Raw genomic sequence first — 24,620 nt, 5'->3', positions numbered from 1 at the left:
ACTAGCTGCGTGCATGTCTTTTGACGCGCGCAGTGGATGATCACAGGAATCATAGACATGAACTCCAAGTGCTATTGCATAGGTTGGTCGCTCGTGGCCGGCCTGGTCGCAAGCGTACTGTCTTGGCCAAGCCTCGCTGCCCAATTGACACTCGATGAAGCGCTGCGCCTGGCTGAAAACACTGCGCCGTCACTGACCGCACAAGACGCCAGAATCCAGGCTGCCACTAGCGCAGCCATCCCGGCAGGTGAACTGCCTGACCCCAAGCTCCTGCTGGGTGTACAGAACTACCCCATTGGCGGGCCGAATCGCTGGAGCCTTGACCAGGACTTCATGACCTCGCAAATGGTCGGGATCCGGCAAGAAATGCCCAACCTTGCCAAGCGCAAAGCCCGCATCGAGGTCGCCGATGCCGCCGTTGAAAGAGCCGCGGCCGAGCGGCAGATCGAGCGCCTGAACGTTCGGCAATCCACGGCATTGGCCTGGATCAGCAGCTACTCGGTTGAACGTAAAAATGCGCTCTTCCAAGACTTCTACACCGAAAACCGCCTGCTGAGCGAGGCCGTCCGCGCCCAGATTGCCGGTGGCCGCGCCCAGCCCGCCGACGCGGTAACCCCCAAACAGGAAGCGGCTCTGTTGGCTGAGCAGCAAGACGATCTGCTGCTCCAGAGAGCGCAGGCCCGAGCGGCCCTCAAACGCTGGATTGGTGCCGCCGCCAACGACACGCCGGTGGGCCGCTTGCCTGAATGGCCCATCGATACCTCCGGCTACCCCCATAAGCTGCAACACCACCCCCGGCTGGCCGCGTTTGCACCGATGACCCGTGAAGCGCAGGCCAAGATCAGCGAGGCCCAGGCGCAAAAGCAAGCGGACTGGAGCTGGGAACTGGATTATCAACATCGTGACCGGCAGTTCGGCGACATGGTCAACGTGCAGTTTTCATGGGACCTGCCGCTGTTTCCAGACTCGCGCCAAAACCCCAAGATCGCGGCCAAACAGGCTGAACTCAACCAGCTTGAGGCCGAGCGCGAAGCCCAGTCACGCGAGCATATCCAGCAACTGGAGAACGAACTGGCTGACTATGAGCGCCTGAGTCGTGCCGTGCGCCGAAACCAGGAAAGCCTGTTGCCGCTGGCCCAGGAAAAGGTCGAACTGAGCATGGCCAGTTATCGCGCCGGCACCGGCGATTTAAACGCCGTGGTGGCCGCCCGGCGTGAACTCATCACCGCCCGCCTGAAACAGATCGACGTGGAAGAGCAGCGCGCACTGACCAGTGCCCGTCTGTATTTTGCTTATGGGGAGCCCAGCCAATGAACCTTAAAAAATCGCACGCAGCCTGGCTGGTCGGTATCTCGATGGCATTCGGGGTTGCGGGGGGCTACTGGTTCGCTCAGCAGCGCATGGACACAGCGCCAACACAGCGCCTCACTTCACCGGATGAACGCCAGGCCCTGTATTGGTACGACCCTATGTACCCGCAGCAAAAATTCGATAAGCCGGGCAAGTCCCCCTTCATGGACATGCAACTGGTCCCTCAGTACGCCAGCGGCGCGGCGGATCGCGCGAGCATCAGTATCGACCCGAGCCTGACCCAGAACCTGGGCCTGCGTTTTGCAACCGTCACCCGTGGGGCCTTTGACTCCAGCCTCGATGTAACCGGTGTCTTGGCGTTCAACGAACGCGATGTCGCGGTGATTCAGGCGCGCACCGCCGGCTTTGTGGAACGGGTCTACGCCCATGCTCCAGGCGATGTGCTCAAAGCCAACGCCCCCTTGGCGGATATCCTGGTGCCCGAGTGGGCAGCGGCCCAGACAGAGTTCCTGGCACTGAAGCGTAATGGGGATGCCGACCTGTTGGCGGCGGCCCGTCAGCGCCTGCAACTCACCGGGATGCCGGCAGCACTGATTGCGCAGGTAGAGCGTGGCGGCAAGGTTCAGCCCTACCTGACGGTCACCAGCCCGATGGGGGGTGTGCTGCAAACGCTGAATGTCCGTGCGGGTATGACCCTGGCGACCGGCGAGACCCTGGCACGCGTCAATGGTTTGGACAGTGTCTGGTTGGCGGTGGCGGTTCCAGAAGCCCAAGCCGGGTCCATCAGCGTCGGGCAGGCGGTGCAGGCGCGCCTGCCGGCCTTCCCTGGAACCACGCTCAACGGCAAGGTCAGCGCGATTTTGCCCGAGACCAATGCCGACAGCCGCACCCTGAATGTCCGGGTGGAACTGCCCAATGCGCACGGGCGCCTCAGGCCGGGCTTGACGGCACAGGTGCGCCTGAACCACTCGACCGGGCGCAGTGTGTTGTGGGTGCCGAGCGAGGCCGTCATTCGCACGGGCCAACGCGCCCTGGTGATGCTCGCCGAAGACGCAGGGCGCTACCGTCCTGTGGTGGTGCAACTGGGGCAGGAAAGCGATGGCAAGACCGTGATCTTGAAAGGCCTGGAAGAGGGCCAGAAAGTGGTGACGTCTGGCCAGTTCCTGCTCGACTCGGAAGCCAGTCTCAAGGGCATTGTGGCCCGCATGGAGGCAGAGTCATCCCCCAGCTTGCATGAAGCGGATGGGCAGATCGTTGGCTTCAACGACACAGAAGTCACCCTCGCCCACGGCCCCTTCAAGACCCTGGGCATGCCCGGCATGACTATGACATTCCCACTGGCCAGCCCGGCCCTGATGCAGGGCCTGAAAGCCGGTGATCCGGTGCGCATTGCGCTGGGCCAGAGCGATGACGGTCTACGGGTCGAGCGCCTGGATAAAGCGGGGAGCCAGCCATGATTGCCGCCCTGATTCGCTGGTCCGTCGCCCACCGTTTTCTGGTCTTGCTTGCGACACTCTTTGTCACGGCCTGGGGGATCTGGTCGGTGCAAAACACGCCGATCGATGCCTTGCCGGACCTGTCGGATGTGCAGGTAATCATCCGCACCCCTTATCCAGGGCAAGCGCCGCAGATCGTCGAAAACCAGGTGACCTACCCACTGGCCACCACCATGCTCTCCGTGCCGGGCGCCAAGACCGTGCGCGGTTATTCCTTCTTCGGCGACAGTTTTGTCTATGTGCTGTTTGAAGACGGCACTGACCTGTACTGGGCCCGCTCGCGGGTGCTGGAATACCTGAGCCAGATTCAAAGCCGCTTGCCGGCCAATGCCAGGCCCGCGTTGGGGCCGGATGCCACCGGCGTCGGCTGGATTTACCAATACGCCCTGGTCGACCGCAGTGGTAAGCATGACCTGGCGCAATTGCGCGCCTTGCAGGACTGGTTCCTGAAGTTTGAGCTCAAAACCCTGGCGAACGTTGCGGAAGTGGCCACGGTGGGAGGCATGGTCAAGCAGTACCAGGTGCAGCTTGATCCGTTGAAACTGGCCAGCTTCGGTATCACCCAGGCGCAGGTAAGCGCAGCGATCGGCAAGGCCAACCAGGAAACCGGCGGGGCGGTACTGGAGATGGCCGAGACCGAGTTCATGGTGCGCGCTTCCGGCTACCTGAAAACCCTGAATGACTTCCGTGCAATCCCACTCAAGCTGGGAGCCGGTGGCGTGCCGGTCACCCTGGGCGATGTCGCCACGATCCAGTTGGGGCCGGAAATGCGGCGTGGCATCACTGAACTCGACGGCGAAGGCGAGACCGTCGGCGGCGTGGTGATTCTGCGCAGCGGCAAGAACGCTCGCCAGACCATTGAGGCCGTCAAGACCAAGCTTGCCGAACTGAAAAACAGCCTGCCTGCGGGGGTAGAAATCGTCACTACCTACGACCGCAGTAAGCTGATCGATCGTGCGGTGGAAAACCTCAGCTACAAACTGCTCGAAGAGTTCATCGTCATTGCCCTGGTTTGCGGGCTCTTCCTCTGGCACTTGCGCTCATCCCTGGTGGCGATCGTCTCGCTTCCCGTCGGTGTGTTGATTGCCTTCATCATCATGCGTCACCAAGGGATCAACGCCAACATCATGTCCTTGGGCGGGCTTGCCATTGCCATCGGTGCCATGGTCGATGCCGCCGTGGTGATGATCGAGAACGCCCACAAGAAAATGGAGGCCTGGCACGCCGCCAACCCGGGAGAGGAACTGAAGGGCGAACGCCATTGGCAGGTAATGACACAGGCCGCCGCCGAGGTAGGCCCAGCGCTGTTCTTCAGCCTGATGATCATCACCCTGTCATTCATTCCGGTTTTCACCCTGCAGGCGCAGGAAGGTCGGTTGTTCGGCCCACTGGCCTTCACCAAGACATACGCCATGGCCGCGGCGGCCGGACTTTCGGTGACCCTGGTGCCGGTGCTGATGGGCTACTGGATTCGAGGCGCCATCCCCACGGAACAGCAGAACCCGCTGAACCGCTGGCTGATCAGGCTCTACCAACCGGCCCTGGATGCGGTACTGCGCCGTCCCAAAGCCACCCTACTCGTGGCGCTCTTGGTTTTTGTCAGTGCGCTATGGCCGATATCGCGCTTGGGGGGCGAGTTTCTTCCGCCGCTGGATGAGGGCGACCTCCTCTATATGCCATCGGCCCTGCCAGGGTTATCGGCGCAGAAAGCGGCGCAGCTCCTGCAACAGACCGACCGCCTGATCAAAACGGTACCAGAGGTCGAACATGTCTTTGGTAAAGCCGGTCGCGCGGAAACCGCCACTGACCCGGCGCCGCTGGAGATGTTCGAGACCACGATCCAGTTCAAGCCGCACGAACAATGGCGTGCGGGTATGACCCCGGAAAAACTGGTTCAAGAACTGGATCGAGTGGTGCGCGTCCCCGGGCTGACCAATATCTGGATACCGCCGATCCGCAATCGCATCGATATGCTTGCCACCGGGATCAAAAGCCCAATCGGCGTGAAAGTGGCCGGCAGCAACCTGGCACAGATTGATGCTGTGACCCAGGCTGTGGAACGGGTGGCCAAAGAGGTGCCGGGGGTCAGTTCCGCGTTGGCCGAGCGGCTGACGGGTGGCCGCTATATCGACGTGGACATCGACCGCCCGGCCGCCGCCCGCTATGGGCTTAATATCGCCGATGTACAGTCCATCGTGGCCGGGGCGATTGGCGGTGAGAATATCGGAGAGACGATTGAAGGTCTCGCACGTTTCCCGATCAACGTGCGTTACCCACGGGAGTGGCGCGACTCGCTCGGTGCCCTGGAGCAATTACCGATCTACACCCCATCAGGCAGCCAGATCACCCTGGGGACCGTGGCAACGATCAAGGTCAGCGACGGCCCGTCCATGCTCAAAAGTGAAAACGCGAGGCTTTCAGGCTGGGTGTATATCGATGTGCGTGACCGGGACATTGCTTCGGTGGTCGCCGATCTACGCCGCACCGTCAATGAGCAGGTCAAGTTGCAACCGGGCATGAGCTTGAGTTACTCGGGGCAGTTTGAATTTCTCGAACGGGCCAACGCCCGACTCAAACTGCTGGTGCCGGCCACGCTGCTGATCATCTTCGTGTTGCTCTACCTGACGTTCTCCCGATTCGATGAGGCCTTGTTGATCATGGCCACCCTGCCATTTGCCCTGACGGGCGGTGCCTGGTTCCTCTATCTGTTGGGGTTCAACCTGTCGGTCGCCACCGGCGTCGGTTTTATTGCCCTGGCCGGGGTGTCTGCTGAGTTTGGCGTGATTATGCTGCTGTACCTGAAAAACGCCTGGGCCGAACGTGAAGGCCTCGGCGACAGCACTGAGCACGGGCTGGTTGCGGCGATTCGTGAAGGCGCCGTGCAACGCGTCCGCCCCAAGGCCATGACCGTTGCCGTCATCATTGCCAGCCTGTTACCCATCCTGTTGGGCAGCGGTACGGGCAGCGAAGTGATGAGCCGCATTGCCGCCCCCATGGTCGGCGGCATGATCACCGCACCGTTACTGTCGCTGTTTGTGATCCCGGCGGCCTATCGCCTGCTGCGGCGCCGGCATCTGCGGCGCGGGCCCTCCACCCACCCTTGAGGTTTCCGGCGAGCACCCGCAACCACCTCAAAAAGCCCGCCTCGCGCGGGCTTTCTTGTGCCTGGCGACTGCTCAGTCAGTGGGAGGCCGGTGCGCGCAGGGCATGGCGACACCTCAAAAGTAGGTCGTAGCCCCGGCAAAAAACGCACGCCCCGGCACATAGAACGTCGTCGAACCATCCCGCGCATCTTCATCCAGCAAATTCTGCACGCCGCCATTCAAGGTCAACCACTTGGTTACGGCCAGGTTCGCCGTCAGGTCGTAGGTGGTGTATGACTTGACGAAGTCATTGCCCACCCCACGCTGTTTACCGACATGCTGCGCCGAAAGCTCGGTGTTGAGCGTGTCGGTGGCTTGCCAGTTGATCGCACTGAAAGCAGACAACTTGGGCGCGCTGATCAGGTCTTCGCCGGTGGACAGGTTTTTGCTCTCCAGCATATAGGTGGCGTTGGTGCGCCAGTCCAGGGAGTCAGTCAGCGGTACGCGAACCGAGCCTTCCCAGCCGCGGGTCCGCGCTTTTTCGACGTTTTCCAGCATGGTCCACCAACGGCCCTGGAATTGGCCCAGGGGGGCGTATTCGATCTTGTCTTCAAAGTCGGTGTGGAAGTAGGTCAGGCTGGCCTCCCAACCGTCACGGTCGAAGGACGCGCCGATTTCCTTGTTGACGCTGGTCTCTGGCGACAAGTTCGGGTTGCCGGCCATCCAGCAACTGCCACTGACATACCCCAGGGGTTTCAACGAGCCACAACCGCGACCAGCGGACTCGGTGGCGGCACCGGCGCTCCCCTCTTTCAGGCTCGGTGCACGGAAGCCCTTGGACACACCACCGCGCACGGTCCAGTCCGGGTGCGGATGGTAGACCAGGTACGCCCGTGGGCTGTTGTGGTTGCCATAGTCCGCACTGTGGTCGAAACGGTTGCCCAGGGTCAGGGCCAGGTTGTCGAGCAGGTACACCTCATCTTCGATAAACGCGGCCGAGTAGTCCCCCTTGAGCGACGCACCGGAAACCGCGGCGCCTTGGTAGTCCACGGGCACCGTGCCCAGGGTGTCACTGTTGGTCAGTTCTTCACGCTTCCACTGCCCGCCCACAGTCATGCGCTGGCTGAGCAGGAATTCAAATGGAATGTTCAGGCTGCCTTCAGCGATTTTTTCTTCGGCGCTGGACTTGCCCCAGTCGATGTCGTTCTTGAACTTGTTGAGATACAGGTCGACTTTCGAGGTGCCGAAACCCCAGTCCCCGCTGTGGGACACCGAGTAGCTGTCACGAATCAAACGGCCAGGCCCGAAGCCGGCACCGACGGTTTCGCCCCAATCGCCAAAGGTCTTTTTGCTCGACCAGGAGCGCTCGACGCCATGCACGGCCTCGAACGACAGGCTCTGCTCATCATTGATTTTCCAGTCGAGCAACGCGTTGACGCTGTGGTCCTTGGCGCCGCCCGCGCCGTCGCCGTACATGAACTCGCCCTCCTTATCCAGGCGTGCCGTGACCTCATCGGCAGCCCGTCGGGTCAGGTTGGCACCCAGGCGCAGGCCGACGGATTCGGTCAATGGCCCGGACAGGTTGAGGCTGGTCTGGGTGGTCTGGCCACGGTCGGAATCTTCGGGAATCGTGGTGTTGACGTTGGCCGAACCGCTCCAGGTGCTCGACACCTTGCGCGTGATGATGTTGATCACCCCGCCCATGGCATCCGAGCCGTACAACGAAGACATGGGGCCGCGCACAATCTCGATGCGCTCGATCATGTTCGGGGTGATCCAGTTCAGGTCCTGGCGTGCCAGGTCGCGGCGATAGCTCAAGTCTCCGGAACCGCCGAGGCGTTTGCCATCCACTAGGATCAAGGTGTACTTGTCGTCCAGGCCACGCAGCTTGATTTTCGATTGCTCGCCCACCGGGCCGAAGCCACCGGTAACCCCGGGCACACGCCGCAGCAGGGTATTGAGGTCATACACCGGCTGGCGCTCGATTTCTTCGCGGGTAATCACGCTGACACTGGCCGGCGCATCACGCAGGTCCGTACCGCCACCGGTGGCGGTGACAAACGAGGTATCGAGTTCGGTAACGGCATGTTTATCGACCTCGCCAATCTCTTCTGCCTGCAACGCCGGGGCGGCGATCAGCATGCCAACGGCTAGGAAAAGAGAGCTGAAAAGGTAGGGGGGGTTATTCATTGCAAACAGTCCTTGTCGAGCCAATGCGCACCATGATGGAGCACTAAAGGCTACAAACTGTAATACGAATCCTTATCATTTAGAAAGAGACTTATGAAAAACCTCGCAACAAACCTACACATCTGACATAGATTTATTTCTGCCCACACGGTTGGGCATCGGTCACGATGGCCAAGGTCGGGAGAGGGATTTTGACGCTCCGGCCTCCCCGCTGTTAGTGTCCGCCCTCTCCCCCGCAGCTATCTGCCAGGTGCGACCTACCCGCAAAACAATACCCCCAGGGACAACAGATCATTCTCAAAATGAACGGAGTTCAGCGCGTGCTTTTAATCCCCCGCCTCCAGCGCCTTACCAGCCTTTCGCTGATCGTCGCCACCCTCGGCCTCGGCGCCTGCCACAGCACCAACACCCCCGACTTGCCGCCCGCCCCGGAGCTGGGTTCGGGCTATCGCACGGACATGAGCGTACGCCACGCCGAACGCCATATGGCGGCAGCGGCCAACCCGCTGGCAGCCGCCGCCGGGAGGGAGATATTGCGCCAGGGCGGCTCGGCGATCGATGCGGCCATCGCCATGCAAGCGGTGCTGACGCTGGTGGAGCCGCAGTCCTCGGGGATCGGCGGTGGCGCCTTTATCATGCTGTGGGATGGCAAGCAGGTACGGGCCTATGACGGCCGTGAAACCGCACCGGCCGGCGCCACGGCCGATATGCTGCTCAATGCCGACGGCACGCCGATGGCGTTTGCCCAGGCGCAGATTGGTGGTCGTTCGGTCGCCACCCCCGGTGTATTGCGCGCGCTGAAGATGGCCCACGAACACAGCGGCCGCCTGCCCTGGGCGCAATTGTTTGCACCGGCGATCCAGCTGTCCGAGCAAGGCTTTGCGATTTCGGCACGCCTGCACAGCCTGATCGCCGCCGACCGCTACATCAGCCAGTCACCGGACATGGCGGCGTACTTCCTCAACGCCGACGGCAGCCCGAAAGCCACCGGCACCCTGTTGAAAAACCCGGCGCTGGCCACGGTGTTCAAACGTATCGCCAAAGAAGGGCCCGATGCGCTGTACCACGGCCCGATCGCCGAGGAGATTGCCCGCAAGGTCCAGGGCCATCACAACACGGGCCGCCTTGCGCTGAACGACCTCAAGGGCTACCGCGCCAAGGAGCGCACGCCGCTGTGTACCGACTACAAGCGCTGGCAAGTGTGCGGCATGCCGCCCCCCTCTTCGGGCGGGGTGGCCATTGCGCAGATCCTCGGCACCTTGCAGGCCCTCGAAGCCCGTGACCCACGCTGGGCCCTGGCGCCGCTCAAGCCCGTGAAGACGACAACAGCCGCCGGCCTGGAACCGGCCCCCGAAGCGGTGCATATGATTGCCGAGGCCGACCGCCTGGCCTACGCCGACCGTGCGCAATACCTCGCCGACACGGACTTCGTACCGGTGCCGCTCGCGGGCCTGGTCGCCCCTGGCTACCTGGCCAGCCGTGCAGCATTGATTGGCGAACGCAGCATGGGTGTGGCCAGGCCCGGCCAACCGGCGGGCGTTCAGGTGGCCTACGCGCCGGATCGCTCGCCACTGCGTATTTCCACCTCGCAAGTGGTGGCCGTGGATGACCAGGGCGGCGCGGTGTCGATGACCACCACCATCGAAGCCGCGTTCGGTTCCCACGTGATGGTCCAGGGTTTCCTGTTGAACAACCAGATGACTGACTTTTCCTTTATCCCCGAGGAAAACGGCCAGCCGGTGGCCAACCGCATCGAGCCGGGCAAACGCCCGCGCTCGTCCATGGCGCCGACCCTGGTCTTCGACCGCCAAAGTGGCGAGCTACTGGCCACGATCGGCTCTCCCGGCGGCTCGCAGATCATCGAATACGTGAGCAAATCCCTGGTGGGCATGCTCGACTGGAACCTCGACCCGCAGGCCGCCATCAGCCTGCCCAACTTCGGCAGCCGCAATGGCGCGACCGAGCTGGAGCAAGGGCTGTTCAGCGAGCCGTTGAAGGCAGCGCTCAAGGCGCGAGGGCATACCTTGAGCGAGATCGACATGACCAGTGGCACCCAGGCCATCGTGCGAGTGCGCGATGCCCAGGGCAAGGCGACATGGAGTGGCGGCGCGGATCCACGGCGTGAGGGGGAAGCGTTGGGGGATTGACCCAGGGTTGTATCGCCTTTACAGGCCTCATCGCCGGCCAGCCGGCGATGGCGGTTGAAGGTTAGCGGCTGATCTTCAAACCCTTGCGCGCCGTATGGCGCTCCAGCGCCAGTTCGATCAGGCGGCTGACCAGTTCGCTGTAGCTCATCCCCGCCGCCTGCCACAACTTGGGGTACATGCTGATGCGGGTGAAACCGGGCAGTGAGTTGACCTCGTTGATCAGCACTTCACCGTCCTCGCACAGAAACACATCGACCCGTGCCAACCCGGCGCAGCCCAGCACTTCAAAGGCCTGCACGGCCAGGGCACGGATGCGTTCGCTGGCCTCGACGCTGATATCGGCCGGCACCAGCACTTGCGCGGCCTGGTCGTCGATGTACTTGCTGTCGTAGGAATAGAAGCCGTCACGTACCACGATCTCGCCACAACCGCTGGCAATGGGGCGTTCGTTGCCCAGCACCGCACATTCGATTTCGCGGCCTTTGACGGCCGATTCCACCAGCACTTTTTCATCGAAACCCAGGGCCAGTTCAATGGCGGCCAGGTACTGGGCTGCGTCAGCCACTTTGCTCACGCCCACTGAGGAGCCTTGGTTGGCCGGCTTGACGAACAGTGGTAAACCGAGCTTTTGCCGGGCCTGGTCGAAGGTTGTGCGTGCCGCGTTGCCGCGATTAAGGGTGATAAAGGGCGCCACGGCGATACCGGCATCGCGCAGCAGGCGCTTGCTGATGTCCTTGTCCATGCACACCGCCGAACCCAGCACGTCGGCCCCCACAAACGGCAGATCGGCCATGCGCAGCAACCCTTGCAGGCAACCGTCTTCACCCAGGGTGCCGTGGACAATGGGGAAGATCACATCAACGTGTTCCAGCAGGCCCTGGCCCGAAGTTTCCACCAGTTGCTGGCTGGCCTTGCCCGGCACCACCGCCAGCTCGCGGTTGGATTGGTTGAGGGCGATCAGCGCCGGGTTTTCCTGGTTGAGCAGGAAGTTGGAGGTGTCATTGAGGTGCCAGTGGCCGGCCTTGTCGATGCCGATCAGCACCGGCTCGAAGCGCGTGCGGTCGAGGGCGTCGACGATGTTGCGCGCCGACTGCAAAGACACTTCATGCTCGGCCGAACGCCCACCAAAAATAATACCTACCCGCAACTTGCTCATAACCTGCCTCACATTGGAAATGTAGGGCTTATTACCACGAGCGCTCAGCAATTTGCCACCGTTGCAGCCGCGCACAATCGTACAAGACCCTGGCAGACAGCCGCCCCAGACTCAGTTAACGTAACTCCATCCGACCTTTTTTGAAAAACATCCCATGGGCAAACCCACTGCAAACATCGACTGGCTGCACCGGGCACCCCATGCCAGTGGCCTGGAGCGGATCGAGGCGTATTTTTCCGGGTTCGGCTTCGACCCTCATCGCCACGATACCTACGCCATCGGCCACACCCTGCTCGGCGTGCAGAGTTTTCATTATCGCGGCAGCCAGACCCACAGCCTGCCGGGCACCACCATGGTGATCCACCCCGACGAAGTGCACGATGGCTGGGCCGGTAGCGACGAGGGTTTCAAGTACCGGATGATTTATGTGGAGCCGGCGCTGATCCAGCAGATTCTCGGCGGCAAGCCCTTGCCTTTTATCCACAACGGGCTGTCCAACGACCCGTGGCTGCACCGGGCCTGCCAGGCCTTTGTGCAGCAGCTCGATTGCCCGCTGGACCCAATGCAGGAACAGGATGCGTTGTTCGACCTGGCCCATGCCCTGAACAATGCGTCGGGCATCAGCGTCAGCCGCAAGACCTTCGATTACCAGGCCGCCGAGCGCGCCCGGGAATTTATCCACAGCGCCTTGGGGCGCAGCATCACCCTGGACGAAATGGCCGCGCACTGTGGGCGGGATCGCTGGGCCTTGTCCCGGGACTTTCGCCTGCTGTTCGGCACCAGCCCCTATCGCTATCTGACCATGCGCCGCCTGGACCTGGTACGCAACCTGCTGGGCCAGGGCCAGTCACTGGTGGACGCGGCGCTGATCGCCGGCTTTACCGACCAGAGCCACATGACCCGGCAGTTTCGCAGCACCTTCGGCATCCCGCCGTCGCGGTGGGTGAAGATGCTCGGCCGATAGCCAATAAAAACTGGAGATTTCCAGGGATGAACCTGACATTGACGCCTCCCCAGTGGGATGACGTGAACGAGCTGCTGGCATTCGAGCTGGCCAATCGGGCCTTTTTTGAACGCTGGGTCAATGCCCGGCCCGAGGCGTACTACAGCGTCGCCGGGGTACAGCGCGCCATCGACAGCGCACTGCTGGACGCCAGTGCAGACCGCGCCTATCAGTACCTGATTCGTGAAAACGGTGTGTTGGTGGGGCGCATCAACTTTACTCAGGTGCGCCGCCGCTACTATCACTCGGCATCCCTGGGCTATCGCATGGGGGCCCAGTTCACCGGGCGCGGCCTGGCCCGACAAGCAGTGGCACTGGGGCTGGAGAAAGCCTTTGGCGAACACGCCCTCAAGCGCATCGAGGCCACCGTACGCCCGGAAAACCCGGGCTCGCTGCGGGTCTTGCAGCGCAGCGGGTTCACCCAATATGGGCATTCACGCAAGGCATTCCTGCTGGATGGGCAGTGGTTCGACCTGTTGCTGTTCGAGGTGCATGCCCCCTGAGGCTTACGTCGACAGTTGGTTGGCAAACTGCCCGACCGCGCTGACCACTTTTTGCGCGCCGTCCTGGATCTCGACGATCACCGTGCCCGCCTCTGCCGCCAGGGACAAACCCTGCTCGGCCTGCAGCCGGCCGTCGCTCATCAGCGCCACGGCATCGCGGGCCATGTCCTGGTTCTGGCGCACCACGCCAACGATTTCTTCAGTGGCTTTGCTGGTACGCGACGCCAACTGCCGCACTTCATCGGCTACGACGGCAAACCCCCGGCCTTGTTCACCGGCACGGGCCGCTTCAATGGCGGCGTTGAGCGCCAGCAGGTTGGTCTGTTCGGCAATCCCGCTGATGGTCTTGACGATACTGCCAATCACCTGGGACTGGGCATTAAGGGCCTCGATGCCCTCGCCGGCCTGCTCCATGTGCCTGGCCAACTCGCGCATGACCTCCACCGCCTGGGTCACCACGGCGGTGCCGCGCTGGGCGCTGTTGTCGGTGTGCAATGAGGTGCTGTAGGCAATATTGGCGGCATCGGCCACGGCGCGCTCCCGGTTGACCTGATCGGTGATCACCGTGGCGAACTTGACCACTTTGTACAGCCGCTCGTTGGCGTCCATCACCGGGTTATAGGACGCCTCCAGCCAGACCTCATGCCCATGGGCGTCGATGCGCTTGAAGCGCCCGGCCACATATTCACCACTGTTCAAGCGTTTCCAGAAGTCCTGGTACTCGGGGCTGTTGGATTCGTGCGGATCGCAGAAGATACGGTGGTGCTTGCCCTGGATCTGCGCCAGGCTGTAGCCCATGCTTTGCAGGAAGCGGTCGTTGGCCGCCAGGACGTTGCCATTGAGGTCAAACTCGATCACCGCCGTAGAGCGCACCAGGGCCGCAATCAGGTTTTCATGCTCGCGGGAAGCCTCGATGGTGCGGGTCAGGTCGCTGGAGTACACCGAAAACCGCTTGATACGCCCATCCGCGCCACGCACGGGCTGCACGATGGAGCGCAACCACGCCTCCTTGCCGTTGCCACGCAGCAGGCGCACAGTGCCAGCAAAATGCTCGCCACGGCTCAGGGCATTGTTAAAGCGGAGCTGGAACGTGTCGCGCTTGACATGCTCCGGTACAAAACCATGAATGATATGCCCCACTAAGTCACTGGATTTGTAGACCATTTCATCCAGGAAGGGCTGGTTGACCCACTCAACCCGGCCCTCGGGATCCAGGCTCAAGGCCAGCATCTCCCGTTCCAGGCTCTCTCTGACCTGCTGCATGCTCGACAGTTCTTCACGGAGAGCGGCCAGCTCCTGCTTCATGCGGGTATTGAACATAGGAACACCAGAGGGCAGAGAATAGTGAGTGTTAGTGTAGCCATCGGCGCCCTTAGCGTTTTCTAAAGAGTGCTTGAGCCCACAACTCAACTATATTTTGCCCCCGCCTCAGCTCCCGTTGTTACGGCACAGCCCCATAACCTGGTACTCAAGGGTCTTGATCAGGCCACTGGAATCTTCATAGGTCATGCGCGAAGGCACCACCTTACAGGCCCGGATCGGCGGCGTGACGCTGACCACCTTGGCGATATCCAGTTTCATGCCATACCGGTAGGCCTGCACTTGCGGTGCCGGTTTGCCCTGCTTGGCGGCGTAGCGGCTCATGGCTTGCTGGTTCTGTTGCATCAATTGAGCAATCTCGCGATCCCCTCCGGCTTCAGCCATCGCCCCCAGGGAAAGAGAAAAAACCACCGCGCCCAAGGCCAGTGCTAAACGTTTCATAAAGTCTCCTCGTCTGATTTCAAATCGCTGGAAGTTCAGAGCGAGAGTAACTAACGCACCCTGTCAGAAGGTTCACGTACAAATTACGTATCCGTAATATTCCATCTAACTGGCAAAATTGTAATGTTTGCGACACCTCTCCGTTATCTTGCGTTTGCAACTATGACGCGGGCGCCCGGCATCCGGGGGCAGCCCTCCAATAAGAACGCCACAGGCGACTAAAAAGCTCATAGCTGCCAACACCGAGGAGCGATACATGCGCACTAACCGTACACTTTCCCTTTCCATCATGGCGGCACTGATCGGCGCAACACCGCTGGCCAGCACGGCCGCTGAAGATAAGCCTGAAGGTTTTATCGAAGGCAGTACGTTGAACGTACTGGCGCGCAATTTTTACTTCAACCGCGATGACCGCAAAGGCCAGTCCAGCCCGACCGGCAATGGCTACTCAGAGGCGTGGGCCCAGGGCCTGATCGGCAAGTTCGAGTCTGGTTTCACCCAGGGCACGGTGGGGTTTGGCCTGGATGCCTTTGCGATGTACGGCCTCAAGCTCGACTCCGGCACCGGGCGCAGCGGCGGCAAGGGCTCGTTCGGCATGTTGCCGGTGGACAGCGACAATCGCCCCGAAGACAACTACAGCAAACTCGGCGGCGCAGTGAAAATGCGCCTGATGGATACCGTCGTCAGGGTCGGCGATGTCTTCCCGCAAACCCCGGTGGTGTACTACGGTGACTCACGCCTGCTGCCGGAAAGTTTCCGTGGCGTTACCGTGGAAAACACCAGCGTGCAAGGCCTGAGCCTGCAAGGCGGACGCTTGCACTCCATGAGCCAGCCAACCGAAAGCGGCATGCGTGAGGGCTTCGCGACATTTTATGCCGGTAATGTGAACTCGCCCTGGATCGGTTACTTCGGCGGCGACTATCAACTCAACCCGCACGTAAGCCTCAGCCTCTACAGCAGCCGCTTGAAGGACGCCTGGGACCAGTATTACTTCGGTACGGCCGTCAATTATCCGCTGACCGAAGAGGTGTCGGTGTTTGGCGGCTTCAATTACTACAACGCCCAGGACGAGGGCAAAAAGCTGCTGGGTGAGCTCAATAACAACATCTGGAGCGCCAAACTCGGGGTGAAGGTCGGCGCCCACCGCCTGGCCCTGTCGCACCAGCGCAACAACGGCGACAATGACTTCGACTACCTGCGCCAGTCGGACTCGATCTTCCTCGACAACTCGATCCAGTACAGCGACTTCAACTCGCCGAAGGAGCGCTCGTGGGCACTGCGCTATGACCTGGACATGCAACCCTTCGGCATTCCCGGCCTGTCGTTCATGACCCGTTACGGCAAAGGCACCAATGCCGACTACAGCAACGCGAACGCGGTGTATATGCGCCGTGATGCCGCTGGCGATCCACTCACTGACCAGCGGCGCTGGGAGCGCGATATCGAGGCCAAATATGTGTTTCAGGGCGGCACCTTGAAAGACCTGTCCCTGCGGATTCGCCAGGCAACGGTGCGCTCAAGTGCCTTTGAGTCGGACCTTGAAGAGTTCCGGCTGATCATGGAATATCCGTTGGCCATTCTCTGATAAACCACAACGGCAAGTGATTACATTCACTTGCCGTTAACCAGCACTTCTTCACAATTGGCAACCTGTCAGAACTGTAATATACCCCTCACGTTCTCGTTAAGTTGCACTTCATATACTGCCTGCATTGACTGGCCGAAGAGATTTCCCCAACTAACGGCACAGGTCTTTTCTGGAGAAAGTTCATGAAGCCCATGCACATTTTATTGATCGGTCTGCTCAGTGGAGCATCCAGCGTTGCACTGGCTGACGACGGCGGCGAGCGCTCCCGTCAGTGGCTGGCTGAATTCCGCCAGCAACAGCAACAGATCCACAGCACCGAGGCCGTGGCCCAGCAAACCCCAGCCCCCTCGGACACTCCGGCTCCAAAAGCCATCTGAGCGGCGCACCCCGAGCAACATTCATCTCTTGAAGCTTTTTTTGTTGAGCTCCTTTGGAAAGAGATGAATTTTTAGCGCCCCTGACGGGCGCTTTTTTTTGCCCGCTCGATGGAATCGCCCCCTCCCCCGCGACCAATCGTCGCACCCGTACCCAGATAACCCGATTGTGCGGGGATGCACCTTGACCCTGAAGTAGCTTCAAGGCTCAGAATTTTCCTACATCCCGGACTACAGCCCTTATTCCGCGTAGCTCCAGTTACCCATCCGCTTATCAGTAAGAGGTCTATCTGCATGCGTATTCTTGTGGTTGAGGACGAGCCAAAAACTGCCGACTACTTACACCAAGGCTTGAGTGAGAGTGGTTATGTCGTCGATCGTGCCGCCAGTGGCATTGATGGCCTGCACCTGGCCGGGCAACACCATTACGAATTGGTGATCCTTGATGTCAACCTGCCGGGCAAGGACGGCTGGCAAGTGCTGGAGCAACTGCGCCGGGACAGCACCTTGCGGGTGATGATGCTCACCGCCCGCGGCCGCCTGGCCGACAAGATCAAGGGCCTGGACATGGGCGCCGATGATTACCTGGTCAAACCTTTCGAGTTTCCCGAGCTGCTGGCCAGGGTGCGCACGTTGATGCGGCGCAGCGAACCGATCGCGTTGCCGGAGATATTCCGGGTTTCGGATCTGGAGCTGGACCCGCGCCGCCATCGTGCGTACCGGGGCACACGGCGCATTGACCTGACCACCAAGGAGTTCGCGCTGTTGCAGGTGCTGATGCGCCAGAGTGGTGAAGTGTTGACACGCACGCAGATCATTTCCCTGGTCTGGGACATGAACTTCGACTGCGACACCAATGTGGTGGAAGTCTCGATCAGCCGGCTGCGGGCCAAGGTCGATGACCAGAGCGAGGTCAAGTTGATCCATACCATTCGTGGCGTGGGGTATGTACTGGAAGCACGCCAATGAGGTCTGGCAGTTTATCCATGCGCCTGGGGCTCACCGTCAGCCTGATGGGCGCAGGCCTGGTGCTGTTGCTGGCGACCCTGGCGTACCTGGCCCTCACCCATGAGCTGGAAAACCTCGCGCGCAAAGGCCTGGAGAGCAAGATGGAACAAATCGAGCACAGCCTGCAGCAGGACCTCAACACCCGCGACATCAGCGCCCGGCCCCATTCGCTGCTGGACCTGGTGATGGGCCACGATAACTTTTACCTGACCATCATCAGTGCCGCCCCCGCCAACACCGTGCTGCTGAGTGTCGGCGCCAAGCCCCAGGAGCCCTTGCTGCTCGACTTTGCCGCCAAGCAAACCCTGGGTTTTCTCAACTGGACCGATGGGCGCGGCAACCAGATCCTCAGCGCGTCGAGCCTGATGCGCCTGCGCACCGGGGAAAACGTGCAGGTGTTGTTGTCCCTGAATCGCTCCGATGATCAGGCGCTGCTCAGTGCCTACCTGCGCTCCACCGTGATCGCCCTGCCGCTGCTGCTGATCCTTATTGGCATGGGCGCCTGGTGGCTGGTGCAGCGCGGGCTGGCCCCGTTGCAGCAATTTAGCCGCGTTGCCGGCAAAGTCACCACCCAGGACCTGACCCATCGCCTGAAGGTCGATAACCTGCCTCGGGAACTCAGCGAACTGGCCCAGGGCATCAACGTGATGCTGGACCGGCTGGATGCCGGCGTGCAGCAGTTGTCGCAATTTTCCGATGACCTGGCCCACGAACTGCGCGCTCCCCTGACCAACCTGATGGGCAAGGCCCAGGTAACCCTGTCCCGCGCCCGTGCGCCGCACGAGTACAAACTGGCACTGGAATCCAGTACCGAAGAACTGGACCGCCTGACGCGGATCGTCGCCGACATGCTGTTTCTCGCTCAGGTCAGCCACCCCGCGGCGCGGGCGTCGTTTACCACCGTGAACCTGCGGGATGAAGCGCTGCGGGTCATGGAGCTGTTTGCCTTGAGCGCCGAAGACAAAGGGTTGAGCCTGAACCTGACCGGCGACGCTTGGGTCAAGGGGGATCGGCTGATGATTCAACGGGCCATTTCCAACCTGCTGTCCAACGCGATCCGCCACAGCCCCCAGGGTTCCGGCATTTCCTTACAAGTCCAGAGCCACGACCAGCGCGTCTCGCTGACCGTGAACAACCCGGGCCCGGGGATTGAAGCGCAACACCTGCCCCACCTGTTCGAGCGTTTCTACCGCGCCGACAACAGCCGCGCCCGCACCGAAGGCGGCACCGGGCTGGGGCTGGCGATCGTACGTTCGATCATGAGCCTGCACCAGGGCCTGGCCGAGGTCAGTAGCGTGCCGGACGGCATTACCGTGTTCCGCTTGGTATTTCCCGTCCTGCCCACAAACCCCGTAGTCACTGCCGAACGTTAGCGAGGCGCCGCCCGGCGGCGCAGCCTCGCTGGAGTTCGGCAGCAGCTACGCTACCGGCTCCTCATCGCGCCGATGGGCCCACTGGTAAAGCGCAGGCAGTACCAGCAGCGTCAGCAACGTCGAAGAGATAATCCCGCCAATCACCACTGTCGCCAGCGGCCGTTGCACTTCGGCACCGGTGCCAGTGGCCAGGGCCATGGGGATAAACCCGAGGGATGCCACCAGCGCGGTCATCAACACCGGACGCAAGCGGGTCAGCGCCCCTTCATTGATCGCCACCGACAACGAACGCCCTTCCTCACGCAGGTTGCGGATAAACGCGATCATCACCAGGCCGTTGAGCACGGCCACCCCCGACAGCGCAATAAACCCCACCCCAGCGGAAATCGACAGCGGAATATCCCGCAGCCACAGCGCCATGATCCCACCGGTCAGGGCGAAGGGAATCCCGGTGAACACCAGCAACCCGTCCTTGAGGTTGTTGAACATCATAAACAGCAGGCCGAATACCAGCAGCAACGCCACCGGCACCACCACCCGCAAGCGCTCGGACGCTTCCTTGAGTTGCTCGAACTGCCCGCCCCAGGTGGTCCAGTAGCCGGCAGGCACTTTCACTTGTGCGGTGATCGCGGTTTGCGCCTCCTCGACAAAGGAGCCGATATCACGCCCACGCACGTTGGCGCTGACAATCACCAGGCGCTTGCCGTTTTCGCGGCTGATCTGGTTCGGCCCAAGCACCAGGTCCAGGCTTGCGACTTCCGACAAGGCAATAAAGCCCAGTTGCCCCGTGGTGTTGTTGGCCAGCGCCGGGATCGGCACCAATAGCCGCGACAACCCCTCGATATCGGTACGCAGCGTGTCGGACAAACGCACCACCATGTCAAAGCGCCGGTCACCTTCGTACATCGTGCCCGCCTGGCGCCCACCCACGGCCACGGCAATGGTGTCTTGGACATCGCCGACATTCAGGCCAAAGCGCGCGGCTTTGTCACGGTCGATATTGATGGTCAGCACCGGCAGGCCGGAGGTCTGTTCCACCTTCACTTCAGAGGCGCCGCTGAGCTTCTTCAAGGTCTCGGCAATCTCCCCGGCGGTTTTGTTCAGCACCGCCATATCATCGCCAAACACCTTCACCGCCACGTCACTGCGCACCCCGGAAATCAACTCGTTGAAACGCAGTTGGATCGGCTGCGACAACTCGTACTGGCTCCCCGGCACAATCGCACTGGCCCGCTGGATCTCGGCGATCAATTGTTCGCGGGATTTCTTCGGATCCGGCCACTGGTCCTTGGGCTTGAGCATCAGGTAGCTGTCGGAAATATTCGGCGGCATCGGGTCGGAGGCGATTTCCGCCGTACCGGTACGGGCAAATACGCGCTGGATTTCCGGCACCTGGGCCAGCAAGGTTTTTTCCAACTGCTCCTGCATCTGCACCGACTGCGTCAGGCTGGTGCCCGGTACACGCATGGCTTGCTGGGCAAAGTCACCTTCGCTGAGGCTGGGGATAAATTCACTGCCCATGCGGCTGGCCACTGCGCCAGACACCACGATGGTCAACAGCGCCATGCCAAAGGCCAATGAACGGTGAGCCATCACCCAATCCAGCACCGGCGCATAGCCCCGGCGTGCGGTACGCATCACCCAGTTTTCTTCTTCCTTGACCTTGCCGGTGACGAACAGCGCAATGGCCGCCGGCACAAAGGTCACCGACAGAATCATCGCGCCCAGCAACGCCACCACCACGGTGAAGGCCATGGGGTGGAACATTTTCCCGGCCACCCCGGTAAGGGCGAAGATCGGCAGGTACACCACCATGATGATCAACTGCCCGAAGATCAGCGCGCGGCGCGCCTCCTTGGCGGCGGCAAACACTTCGTGCAGGCGTTCGCTGCGGGTCAGCAGGCGGCCGTGGCGGTGCTGCGCATGGGCCAGGCGGCGGATGGAGTTCTCCACGATCACCACCGCGCCATCGACGATGATCCCGAAGTCCAGCGCGCCCAGGCTCATCAGGTTGGCACTGACTTTGTTGGTGAACATCCCGGTAAAGGTGAACAGCATGGCCAGCGGAATCACCATCGCGGTGATCAACGCGGCGCGGATATTGCCCAGGAACAGGAACAGAATCACGATGACCAGCAGCGCACCTTCAAAGAGGTTTTTCTTCACGGTGGCAATGGCTTTTTCCACCAGGTTGGTGCGGTCGTAGACCGTCACCGCCACCACGCCTTCGGGCAGTGAGCGGTTGATCTCTTCGAGTTTTTTCGCCACCGCCTGGGACACGGTGCGGCTGTTTTCGCCGATCAACATAAAGACGGTGCCGAGTACCACTTCGCGACCATTTTCGGTGGCCGCGCCCGTGCGCAACTCGCGGCCGATATCGACCTGGGCCACATTGCGCACGCGGATCGGCGTGCCATCTACCGTGTTGATCACGATATTGGCGATGTCGTCGATGGACGCCACCTGCCCCGGCGCGCGGATCAGCAACTGCTCGCCGCTGCGCTCGATATAACCGGCGCCGACGTTGGCGTTGTTACGCTCCAGCGCGGTGACCAGATCGGTTAACGTCAGGTTATAGGCGGCCAGGCGCTTGGGGTCCGGGGCAATCTGGTATTCCTTGGCAAAGCCGCCAATGGTATTGATCTCGGCCACGCCGGGCACGTTGCGCAGTTGCGGCTTGATGATCCAGTCCTGAATCACCCGCAGGTCGGTGGGGGTATAGGCCGAGCCGTCCTCCTTGCGCGCACCGTCTTCGGCCTCCACGGTCCACAGGAAAATTTCCCCCAGCCCGGTGGAAACCGGCCCCATCATCGTCTCGATCCCGTCAGGCAATTGCTCGCGGGCGACCTGCAAGCGTTCGTTGACCAGCTGCCGGGCGAAGAACAGGTCGGTGCCGTCCTTGAAGATCACCGTGACCTGGGACAATCCCGAACGCGATAACGAGCGGGTCTGCTGGAGACCCGGCAGGCCGGCCATCGCGGTTTCGATGGGAAAGGTGATGCGCTGCTCGGTTTCCAGCGGGGAAAAACCCGGCGCCGCCGAGTTGATCTGCACCTGGACGTTGGTGATGTCCGGCACTGCGTCGATGGGCAGTTTCTGATAGCTGGCGATGCCGACACCGGCCATCAACAGCACCGCCAGCAGCACGATGATGCGCTGCTCGATGGCAAATTGAATTAGACGCTCAAACATGGGAAATCACTCGCAGGATCAATGGGCGTGCTCGGCCGAAGCCTTGCCCAGCTCGGACTTGAGGACGAAACTGCCGACGGTCGCCACCTGTGCCCCGGCCTCCAGGCCCTGGCGCACTTCAACAAAGCCGTTTTCACTCACCCCAAGCTCCACATGGCGGGTCATGAAACCTTCGGCGGTGCGCACAAAGACCGACGGCTTGTCTTCCACGGTCTGGATCGCCGCCGCCGGTACGGTGACCGCCGCCGCATAGGTGTCCGTCGAGACCTGGACCGCCACGAACAAGCCGGGGCGCCATGAATCGTCAGGGTTGGGCACGGTGACGCGCACCGTGGCCGTGCGCGTCTGCTCACCCAGCAAGTTGCCGACATAGGCCACGGTGCCCATCACGTCGGTGCCCATTTCCGTGGAGCTGACCTTCACCGGCTTGCCGACCTGGACCTTGTTCAAATCCTTGGGGAACACGCCGAAGGTGACCCACACCTGGGACAGGTCCGACAGGGTGAACGCGGCGCTGGTCTCACTCACCACCTCGCCGACGCCCAGGTGTTTTTCCACCACCACCCCGGCAAACGGCGCACGCAGCTCATAACGATTGCCGCCAGCCAACACGGCGCTGCCACTCAGGGCGTTCATTTTTTGCCGCGCGTTGTTCAGGGCAATCTCGGCTTCTTGCAGGGTCTGGCGGGCCAGCAGGTAATCCTGTTCAGCGGAGATTTTGTCCTGCCATAACTGACGCTCGCGCTGGAAGGTAGTGCGCGCCAGTTCGACCCGGCGTTCGCTGGCCGCCAACTCGCTGCGCTGGTCAGAGATCTGCTGGCTGGCGATCACCGCCAGCAACTCGCCCTGCTTCACTTTCTGCCCCAGGTTGACCTTCACCGACTCCACCACGCCCGCAGCACGGGGCACGATATGGGAGGTGCGGTCTTCGTCGAATCGCACTTCGCCCGGCAGTGACAGCAACGTGCTGATTTGCCGGGGTTGGGCCAGGGCCAGTTGAATGCCAGCGGCCTGGATCTGTTGGTCGTTAAGCACCAGCGCGCCCTCTTCCTCTTCGCCTTCCTCTTTGGGCGCCTCGGCGGCGGCCACGGTGGGCTGGGGCGCGACGCTGGTGGCCGGCCAAAACGCCACCACCCCGAGGGCCACGGCTACCGCAACGGCCAGAGCCATGCCTTGTTTTTTGTTCATGGGTCACTCCTGATAGATCAAATGCGGGCGAGGTCGCCGTAAATCCGTTCGATGCGCACCCAGGCGTCGGTGGCCTGGGCGAGTGCGGCGAGGTATTGGGTGCGGGCGGCGATCAAGGTGCGCTGGGCGTCGAGTACGTCGAGGAAGTTGAACTTGCCCATCTCGAAGCCACGGGTGGCACTGTCCACCGCACTTTGGGCGGCAGGCAGGATCACTTGGTTGAAGGCGCTTACTTCACTGTTGGCCGTTGCCCACAGGTCCAGGGCCTGGCGGGTTTCGGTGCGCAGGCGCAGTTCAGTGGCGTTGCGCAGGTCCCGGGCCTGATCGGCGCGGCGGCTGGCGGCCAGGACATTGCCCTGGTTGCGGTTGAACAGCGGGATCGGCATCGACACACCGACCAGGTTCACCCGTTCGCGGACACTGGCGTCGTACTGGCTGCCGATGGACACGTCGAGGTCGGGAATGCGCTGGGCTTTTTCCAGGCCCAGGCCGGCTTCCCGTTGCCGGATTTGCAGTTCAGCCAGACGCAATTCGGCAGTATTTCCCAGGCGCGCCAGCAATTGGTTGGTGGACGGCAGCGCCGGAATGCTGGCGGCACCGGCCTCGACGCGCTGGAAGTCGATATTGGCGCTACCGGTGATCGCCGCCAGCCGGCGGTAGGCCTCGGTCACTCCGATCTCGGCGCGGCTGCGCTCCAGGCGGATTTCCGAAACTTGCACCTGGGCGCGGGTGGCTTCGACCGGCGACGACTTACCCGCCCTGACCCGGCCATCGGCAACCACCAGGCCGCGTTCGGCCAATGCCATCGAGCGTTGGGCCAGTTCCAGGCGTTCCTGGGCCCGCAGTGCACCATAAAAGCCATCGATGACCTCGGCGCGCAGCAGGTTGCGGCGCTGCTCCAGTTCCTGGGCTGCCGCATCCTGTGCCCGTGAGGCCAGATCGATCCGCGCCCCGCGCTTGCCGCCCAGTTCCAGGGTCTGGGTCAACTTGATCGTCGTGGTGCGGGTGCGGCGGCGGGTGTCTTCGGCATCCCAGGACGCCACCGGGTTGGGAATCAGCCCGGCCTGCTGCCGACCGCCCTGGGCGATGTCGATTTCCCATTGCGCCGCGGCCAGGTCCGGGTTGCCGGCAAACGCACTTTGCAGGGCTGATTCGAGGGTCAGGGTCTGGGCGCTCGCCATTTGGGCTATCGCCAATACCCCCACAACGGAGCACACAATTGTTCTTAAAAACGTTGGCATAACAAG

16 protein-coding genes and 2 pseudogenes are annotated in these 24,620 nt (G+C 61.8%); 10 read left to right on the top strand and 8 right to left on the bottom strand.

From position 1 onward, the window contains the following. The first annotated feature begins 57 nt into the window (after nt 1–57). Genes BLL38_RS20220 through BLL38_RS20210 form a run of 3 tightly spaced genes read left to right on the top strand, consistent with a single transcriptional unit; the run spans nt 58 to nt 5,911 of the window. A complete protein-coding gene (locus tag BLL38_RS20220) occupies nt 58–1,314 on the top strand; it encodes a TolC family protein (protein WP_076964087.1) in 1,257 nt (418 codons plus the stop codon). Continuing rightward, nucleotides 1,311–2,768, top strand: coding sequence for an efflux RND transporter periplasmic adaptor subunit (locus BLL38_RS20215; RefSeq protein ID WP_076964086.1), 1,458 nt, complete (start codon nt 1,311–1,313; stop codon nt 2,766–2,768). The genes BLL38_RS20220 and BLL38_RS20215 overlap by 4 nt, the downstream gene beginning before the upstream one ends. Then, the gene (locus BLL38_RS20210; protein ID WP_076964085.1) at nt 2,765–5,911 is read left to right on the top strand and encodes an efflux RND transporter permease subunit; all 3,147 of its coding nucleotides are present in this window, start codon (nt 2,765–2,767) and stop codon (nt 5,909–5,911) included. The genes BLL38_RS20215 and BLL38_RS20210 overlap by 4 nt, the downstream gene beginning before the upstream one ends. A gap of 114 nt (nt 5,912–6,025) precedes the next feature. On the opposite strand, the gene BLL38_RS20205 is transcribed toward BLL38_RS20210, so the two are convergent. Further along, nucleotides 6,026–8,080: a TonB-dependent receptor domain-containing protein gene (locus tag BLL38_RS20205; RefSeq protein ID WP_076964084.1), complete on the bottom strand. Its 2,055-nt coding sequence runs from the start codon at nt 8,078–8,080 to the stop codon at nt 6,026–6,028. A gap of 302 nt (nt 8,081–8,382) precedes the next feature. Here BLL38_RS20205 and ggt point away from each other — a divergent pair, with 302 nt between their 5' ends. Next, nucleotides 8,383–10,227 (top strand): gamma-glutamyltransferase, encoded by a 1,845-nt coding sequence (ggt, locus tag BLL38_RS20200; RefSeq protein WP_076964083.1) that lies wholly within the window; start codon nt 8,383–8,385, stop codon nt 10,225–10,227. A 61-nt stretch (nt 10,228–10,288) separates the two neighbouring features. Here ggt and ddlA read toward each other — a convergent pair whose 3' ends face one another. After that, nucleotides 10,289–11,383 (bottom strand): D-alanine--D-alanine ligase, encoded by a 1,095-nt coding sequence (gene ddlA / locus BLL38_RS20195; protein ID WP_076964082.1) that lies wholly within the window; start codon nt 11,381–11,383, stop codon nt 10,289–10,291. Between the two features lie 154 nt (nt 11,384–11,537). Here ddlA and BLL38_RS20190 point away from each other — a divergent pair, with 154 nt between their 5' ends. Next, entirely contained in the window at nt 11,538–12,347 is an 810-nt protein-coding gene (locus BLL38_RS20190; RefSeq protein ID WP_076964081.1) for an AraC family transcriptional regulator, read from the top strand. A 26-nt stretch (nt 12,348–12,373) separates the two neighbouring features. After that, nucleotides 12,374–12,889, top strand: coding sequence for a GNAT family N-acetyltransferase (locus tag BLL38_RS20185; RefSeq protein ID WP_076964080.1), 516 nt, complete (start codon nt 12,374–12,376; stop codon nt 12,887–12,889). A 3-nt stretch (nt 12,890–12,892) separates the two neighbouring features. On the opposite strand, the pseudogene BLL38_RS31975 reads toward BLL38_RS20185, so the two are convergent. The 3 genes and pseudogenes from BLL38_RS31975 to BLL38_RS20175 all read right to left on the bottom strand — a co-directional run. Further along, nucleotides 12,893–13,321 (bottom strand): annotated as a pseudogene (locus tag BLL38_RS31975) (methyl-accepting chemotaxis protein); the annotation flags it as partial. 111 nt (nt 13,322–13,432) lie between these two features. After that, nucleotides 13,433–14,119: pseudogene (locus BLL38_RS31970) on the bottom strand (PAS domain-containing protein); the annotation flags it as partial. Between the two features lie 198 nt (nt 14,120–14,317). Beyond that, nucleotides 14,318–14,650 carry a DUF2790 domain-containing protein gene (locus BLL38_RS20175; RefSeq protein WP_076964078.1) on the bottom strand — a complete coding sequence of 111 codons (333 nt, stop codon included), beginning with the start codon at nt 14,648–14,650 and terminating at the stop codon, nt 14,318–14,320. 256 nt (nt 14,651–14,906) lie between these two features. Here BLL38_RS20175 and BLL38_RS20170 point away from each other — a divergent pair, with 256 nt between their 5' ends. From BLL38_RS20170 to BLL38_RS20155, 4 genes are all read left to right on the top strand, one after another. Then, nucleotides 14,907–16,235: an OprD family porin gene (locus BLL38_RS20170; RefSeq protein ID WP_076964077.1), complete on the top strand. Its 1,329-nt coding sequence runs from the start codon at nt 14,907–14,909 to the stop codon at nt 16,233–16,235. A 185-nt stretch (nt 16,236–16,420) separates the two neighbouring features. Then, complete coding sequence (locus BLL38_RS20165) at nt 16,421–16,615, top strand: hypothetical protein (RefSeq protein ID WP_076964076.1); 195 nt, start codon at nt 16,421–16,423, stop codon at nt 16,613–16,615. Nucleotides 16,616–16,906: 291 nt separating this feature from the next. Continuing rightward, complete coding sequence (locus tag BLL38_RS20160) at nt 16,907–17,581, top strand: heavy metal response regulator transcription factor (protein WP_076964075.1); 675 nt, start codon at nt 16,907–16,909, stop codon at nt 17,579–17,581. Continuing rightward, nucleotides 17,578–18,993, top strand: coding sequence for a heavy metal sensor histidine kinase (locus BLL38_RS20155; protein ID WP_076964074.1), 1,416 nt, complete (start codon nt 17,578–17,580; stop codon nt 18,991–18,993). Before BLL38_RS20160 ends, BLL38_RS20155 begins: the two co-directional genes overlap by 4 nt. 45 nt (nt 18,994–19,038) lie before the next feature. On the opposite strand, the gene BLL38_RS20150 is transcribed toward BLL38_RS20155, so the two are convergent. Genes BLL38_RS20150 through BLL38_RS20140 form a run of 3 tightly spaced genes read right to left on the bottom strand, consistent with a single transcriptional unit; the run spans nt 19,039 to nt 24,614 of the window. Then, nucleotides 19,039–22,185 carry a CusA/CzcA family heavy metal efflux RND transporter gene (locus BLL38_RS20150; RefSeq protein WP_076964073.1) on the bottom strand — a complete coding sequence of 1,049 codons (3,147 nt, stop codon included), beginning with the start codon at nt 22,183–22,185 and terminating at the stop codon, nt 19,039–19,041. Between the two features lie 18 nt (nt 22,186–22,203). After that, nucleotides 22,204–23,373 (bottom strand): efflux RND transporter periplasmic adaptor subunit, encoded by a 1,170-nt coding sequence (locus BLL38_RS20145; RefSeq protein WP_076964072.1) that lies wholly within the window; start codon nt 23,371–23,373, stop codon nt 22,204–22,206. Between the two features lie 17 nt (nt 23,374–23,390). After that, nucleotides 23,391–24,614 carry a TolC family protein gene (locus BLL38_RS20140; protein ID WP_076964071.1) on the bottom strand — a complete coding sequence of 408 codons (1,224 nt, stop codon included), beginning with the start codon at nt 24,612–24,614 and terminating at the stop codon, nt 23,391–23,393. Nucleotides 24,615–24,620 lie beyond the last annotated feature (6 nt).

Source organism: Pseudomonas gessardii (assembly GCF_001983165.1).
Taxonomy (GTDB): Bacteria; Pseudomonadota; Gammaproteobacteria; order Pseudomonadales; family Pseudomonadaceae; genus Aquipseudomonas; species Aquipseudomonas gessardii.
The sequence above is the reverse complement of the archived record's forward strand: the minus strand, read 5'-3'. Positions and strand labels throughout refer to the sequence as shown.

What these genes read in the sequence shown, in the direction of transcription:
- BLL38_RS20220 (WP_076964087.1), top strand. Translation starts at nt 58, where the DNA reads ATGAACTCCAAGTGCTATTGCATAGGTTGGTCGCTCGTGGCCGGCCTG.
- BLL38_RS20215 (WP_076964086.1), top strand. Translation starts at nt 1,311, where the DNA reads ATGAACCTTAAAAAATCGCACGCAGCCTGGCTGGTCGGTATCTCGATG.
- BLL38_RS20210 (WP_076964085.1), top strand. Translation starts at nt 2,765, where the DNA reads ATGATTGCCGCCCTGATTCGCTGGTCCGTCGCCCACCGTTTTCTGGTC.
- BLL38_RS20205 (WP_076964084.1), bottom strand. Translation starts at nt 8,080, where the DNA reads ATGAATAACCCCCCCTACCTTTTCAGCTCTCTTTTCCTAGCCGTTGGC.
- ggt (WP_076964083.1), top strand. Translation starts at nt 8,383, where the DNA reads ATGAACGGAGTTCAGCGCGTGCTTTTAATCCCCCGCCTCCAGCGCCTT.
- ddlA (WP_076964082.1), bottom strand. Translation starts at nt 11,383, where the DNA reads ATGAGCAAGTTGCGGGTAGGTATTATTTTTGGTGGGCGTTCGGCCGAG.
- BLL38_RS20190 (WP_076964081.1), top strand. Translation starts at nt 11,538, where the DNA reads ATGGGCAAACCCACTGCAAACATCGACTGGCTGCACCGGGCACCCCAT.
- BLL38_RS20185 (WP_076964080.1), top strand. Translation starts at nt 12,374, where the DNA reads ATGAACCTGACATTGACGCCTCCCCAGTGGGATGACGTGAACGAGCTG.
- BLL38_RS20175 (WP_076964078.1), bottom strand. Translation starts at nt 14,650, where the DNA reads ATGAAACGTTTAGCACTGGCCTTGGGCGCGGTGGTTTTTTCTCTTTCC.
- BLL38_RS20170 (WP_076964077.1), top strand. Translation starts at nt 14,907, where the DNA reads ATGCGCACTAACCGTACACTTTCCCTTTCCATCATGGCGGCACTGATC.
- BLL38_RS20165 (WP_076964076.1), top strand. Translation starts at nt 16,421, where the DNA reads ATGAAGCCCATGCACATTTTATTGATCGGTCTGCTCAGTGGAGCATCC.
- BLL38_RS20160 (WP_076964075.1), top strand. Translation starts at nt 16,907, where the DNA reads ATGCGTATTCTTGTGGTTGAGGACGAGCCAAAAACTGCCGACTACTTA.
- BLL38_RS20155 (WP_076964074.1), top strand. Translation starts at nt 17,578, where the DNA reads ATGAGGTCTGGCAGTTTATCCATGCGCCTGGGGCTCACCGTCAGCCTG.
- BLL38_RS20150 (WP_076964073.1), bottom strand. Translation starts at nt 22,185, where the DNA reads ATGTTTGAGCGTCTAATTCAATTTGCCATCGAGCAGCGCATCATCGTG.
- BLL38_RS20145 (WP_076964072.1), bottom strand. Translation starts at nt 23,373, where the DNA reads ATGAACAAAAAACAAGGCATGGCTCTGGCCGTTGCGGTAGCCGTGGCC.
- BLL38_RS20140 (WP_076964071.1), bottom strand. Translation starts at nt 24,614, where the DNA reads ATGCCAACGTTTTTAAGAACAATTGTGTGCTCCGTTGTGGGGGTATTG.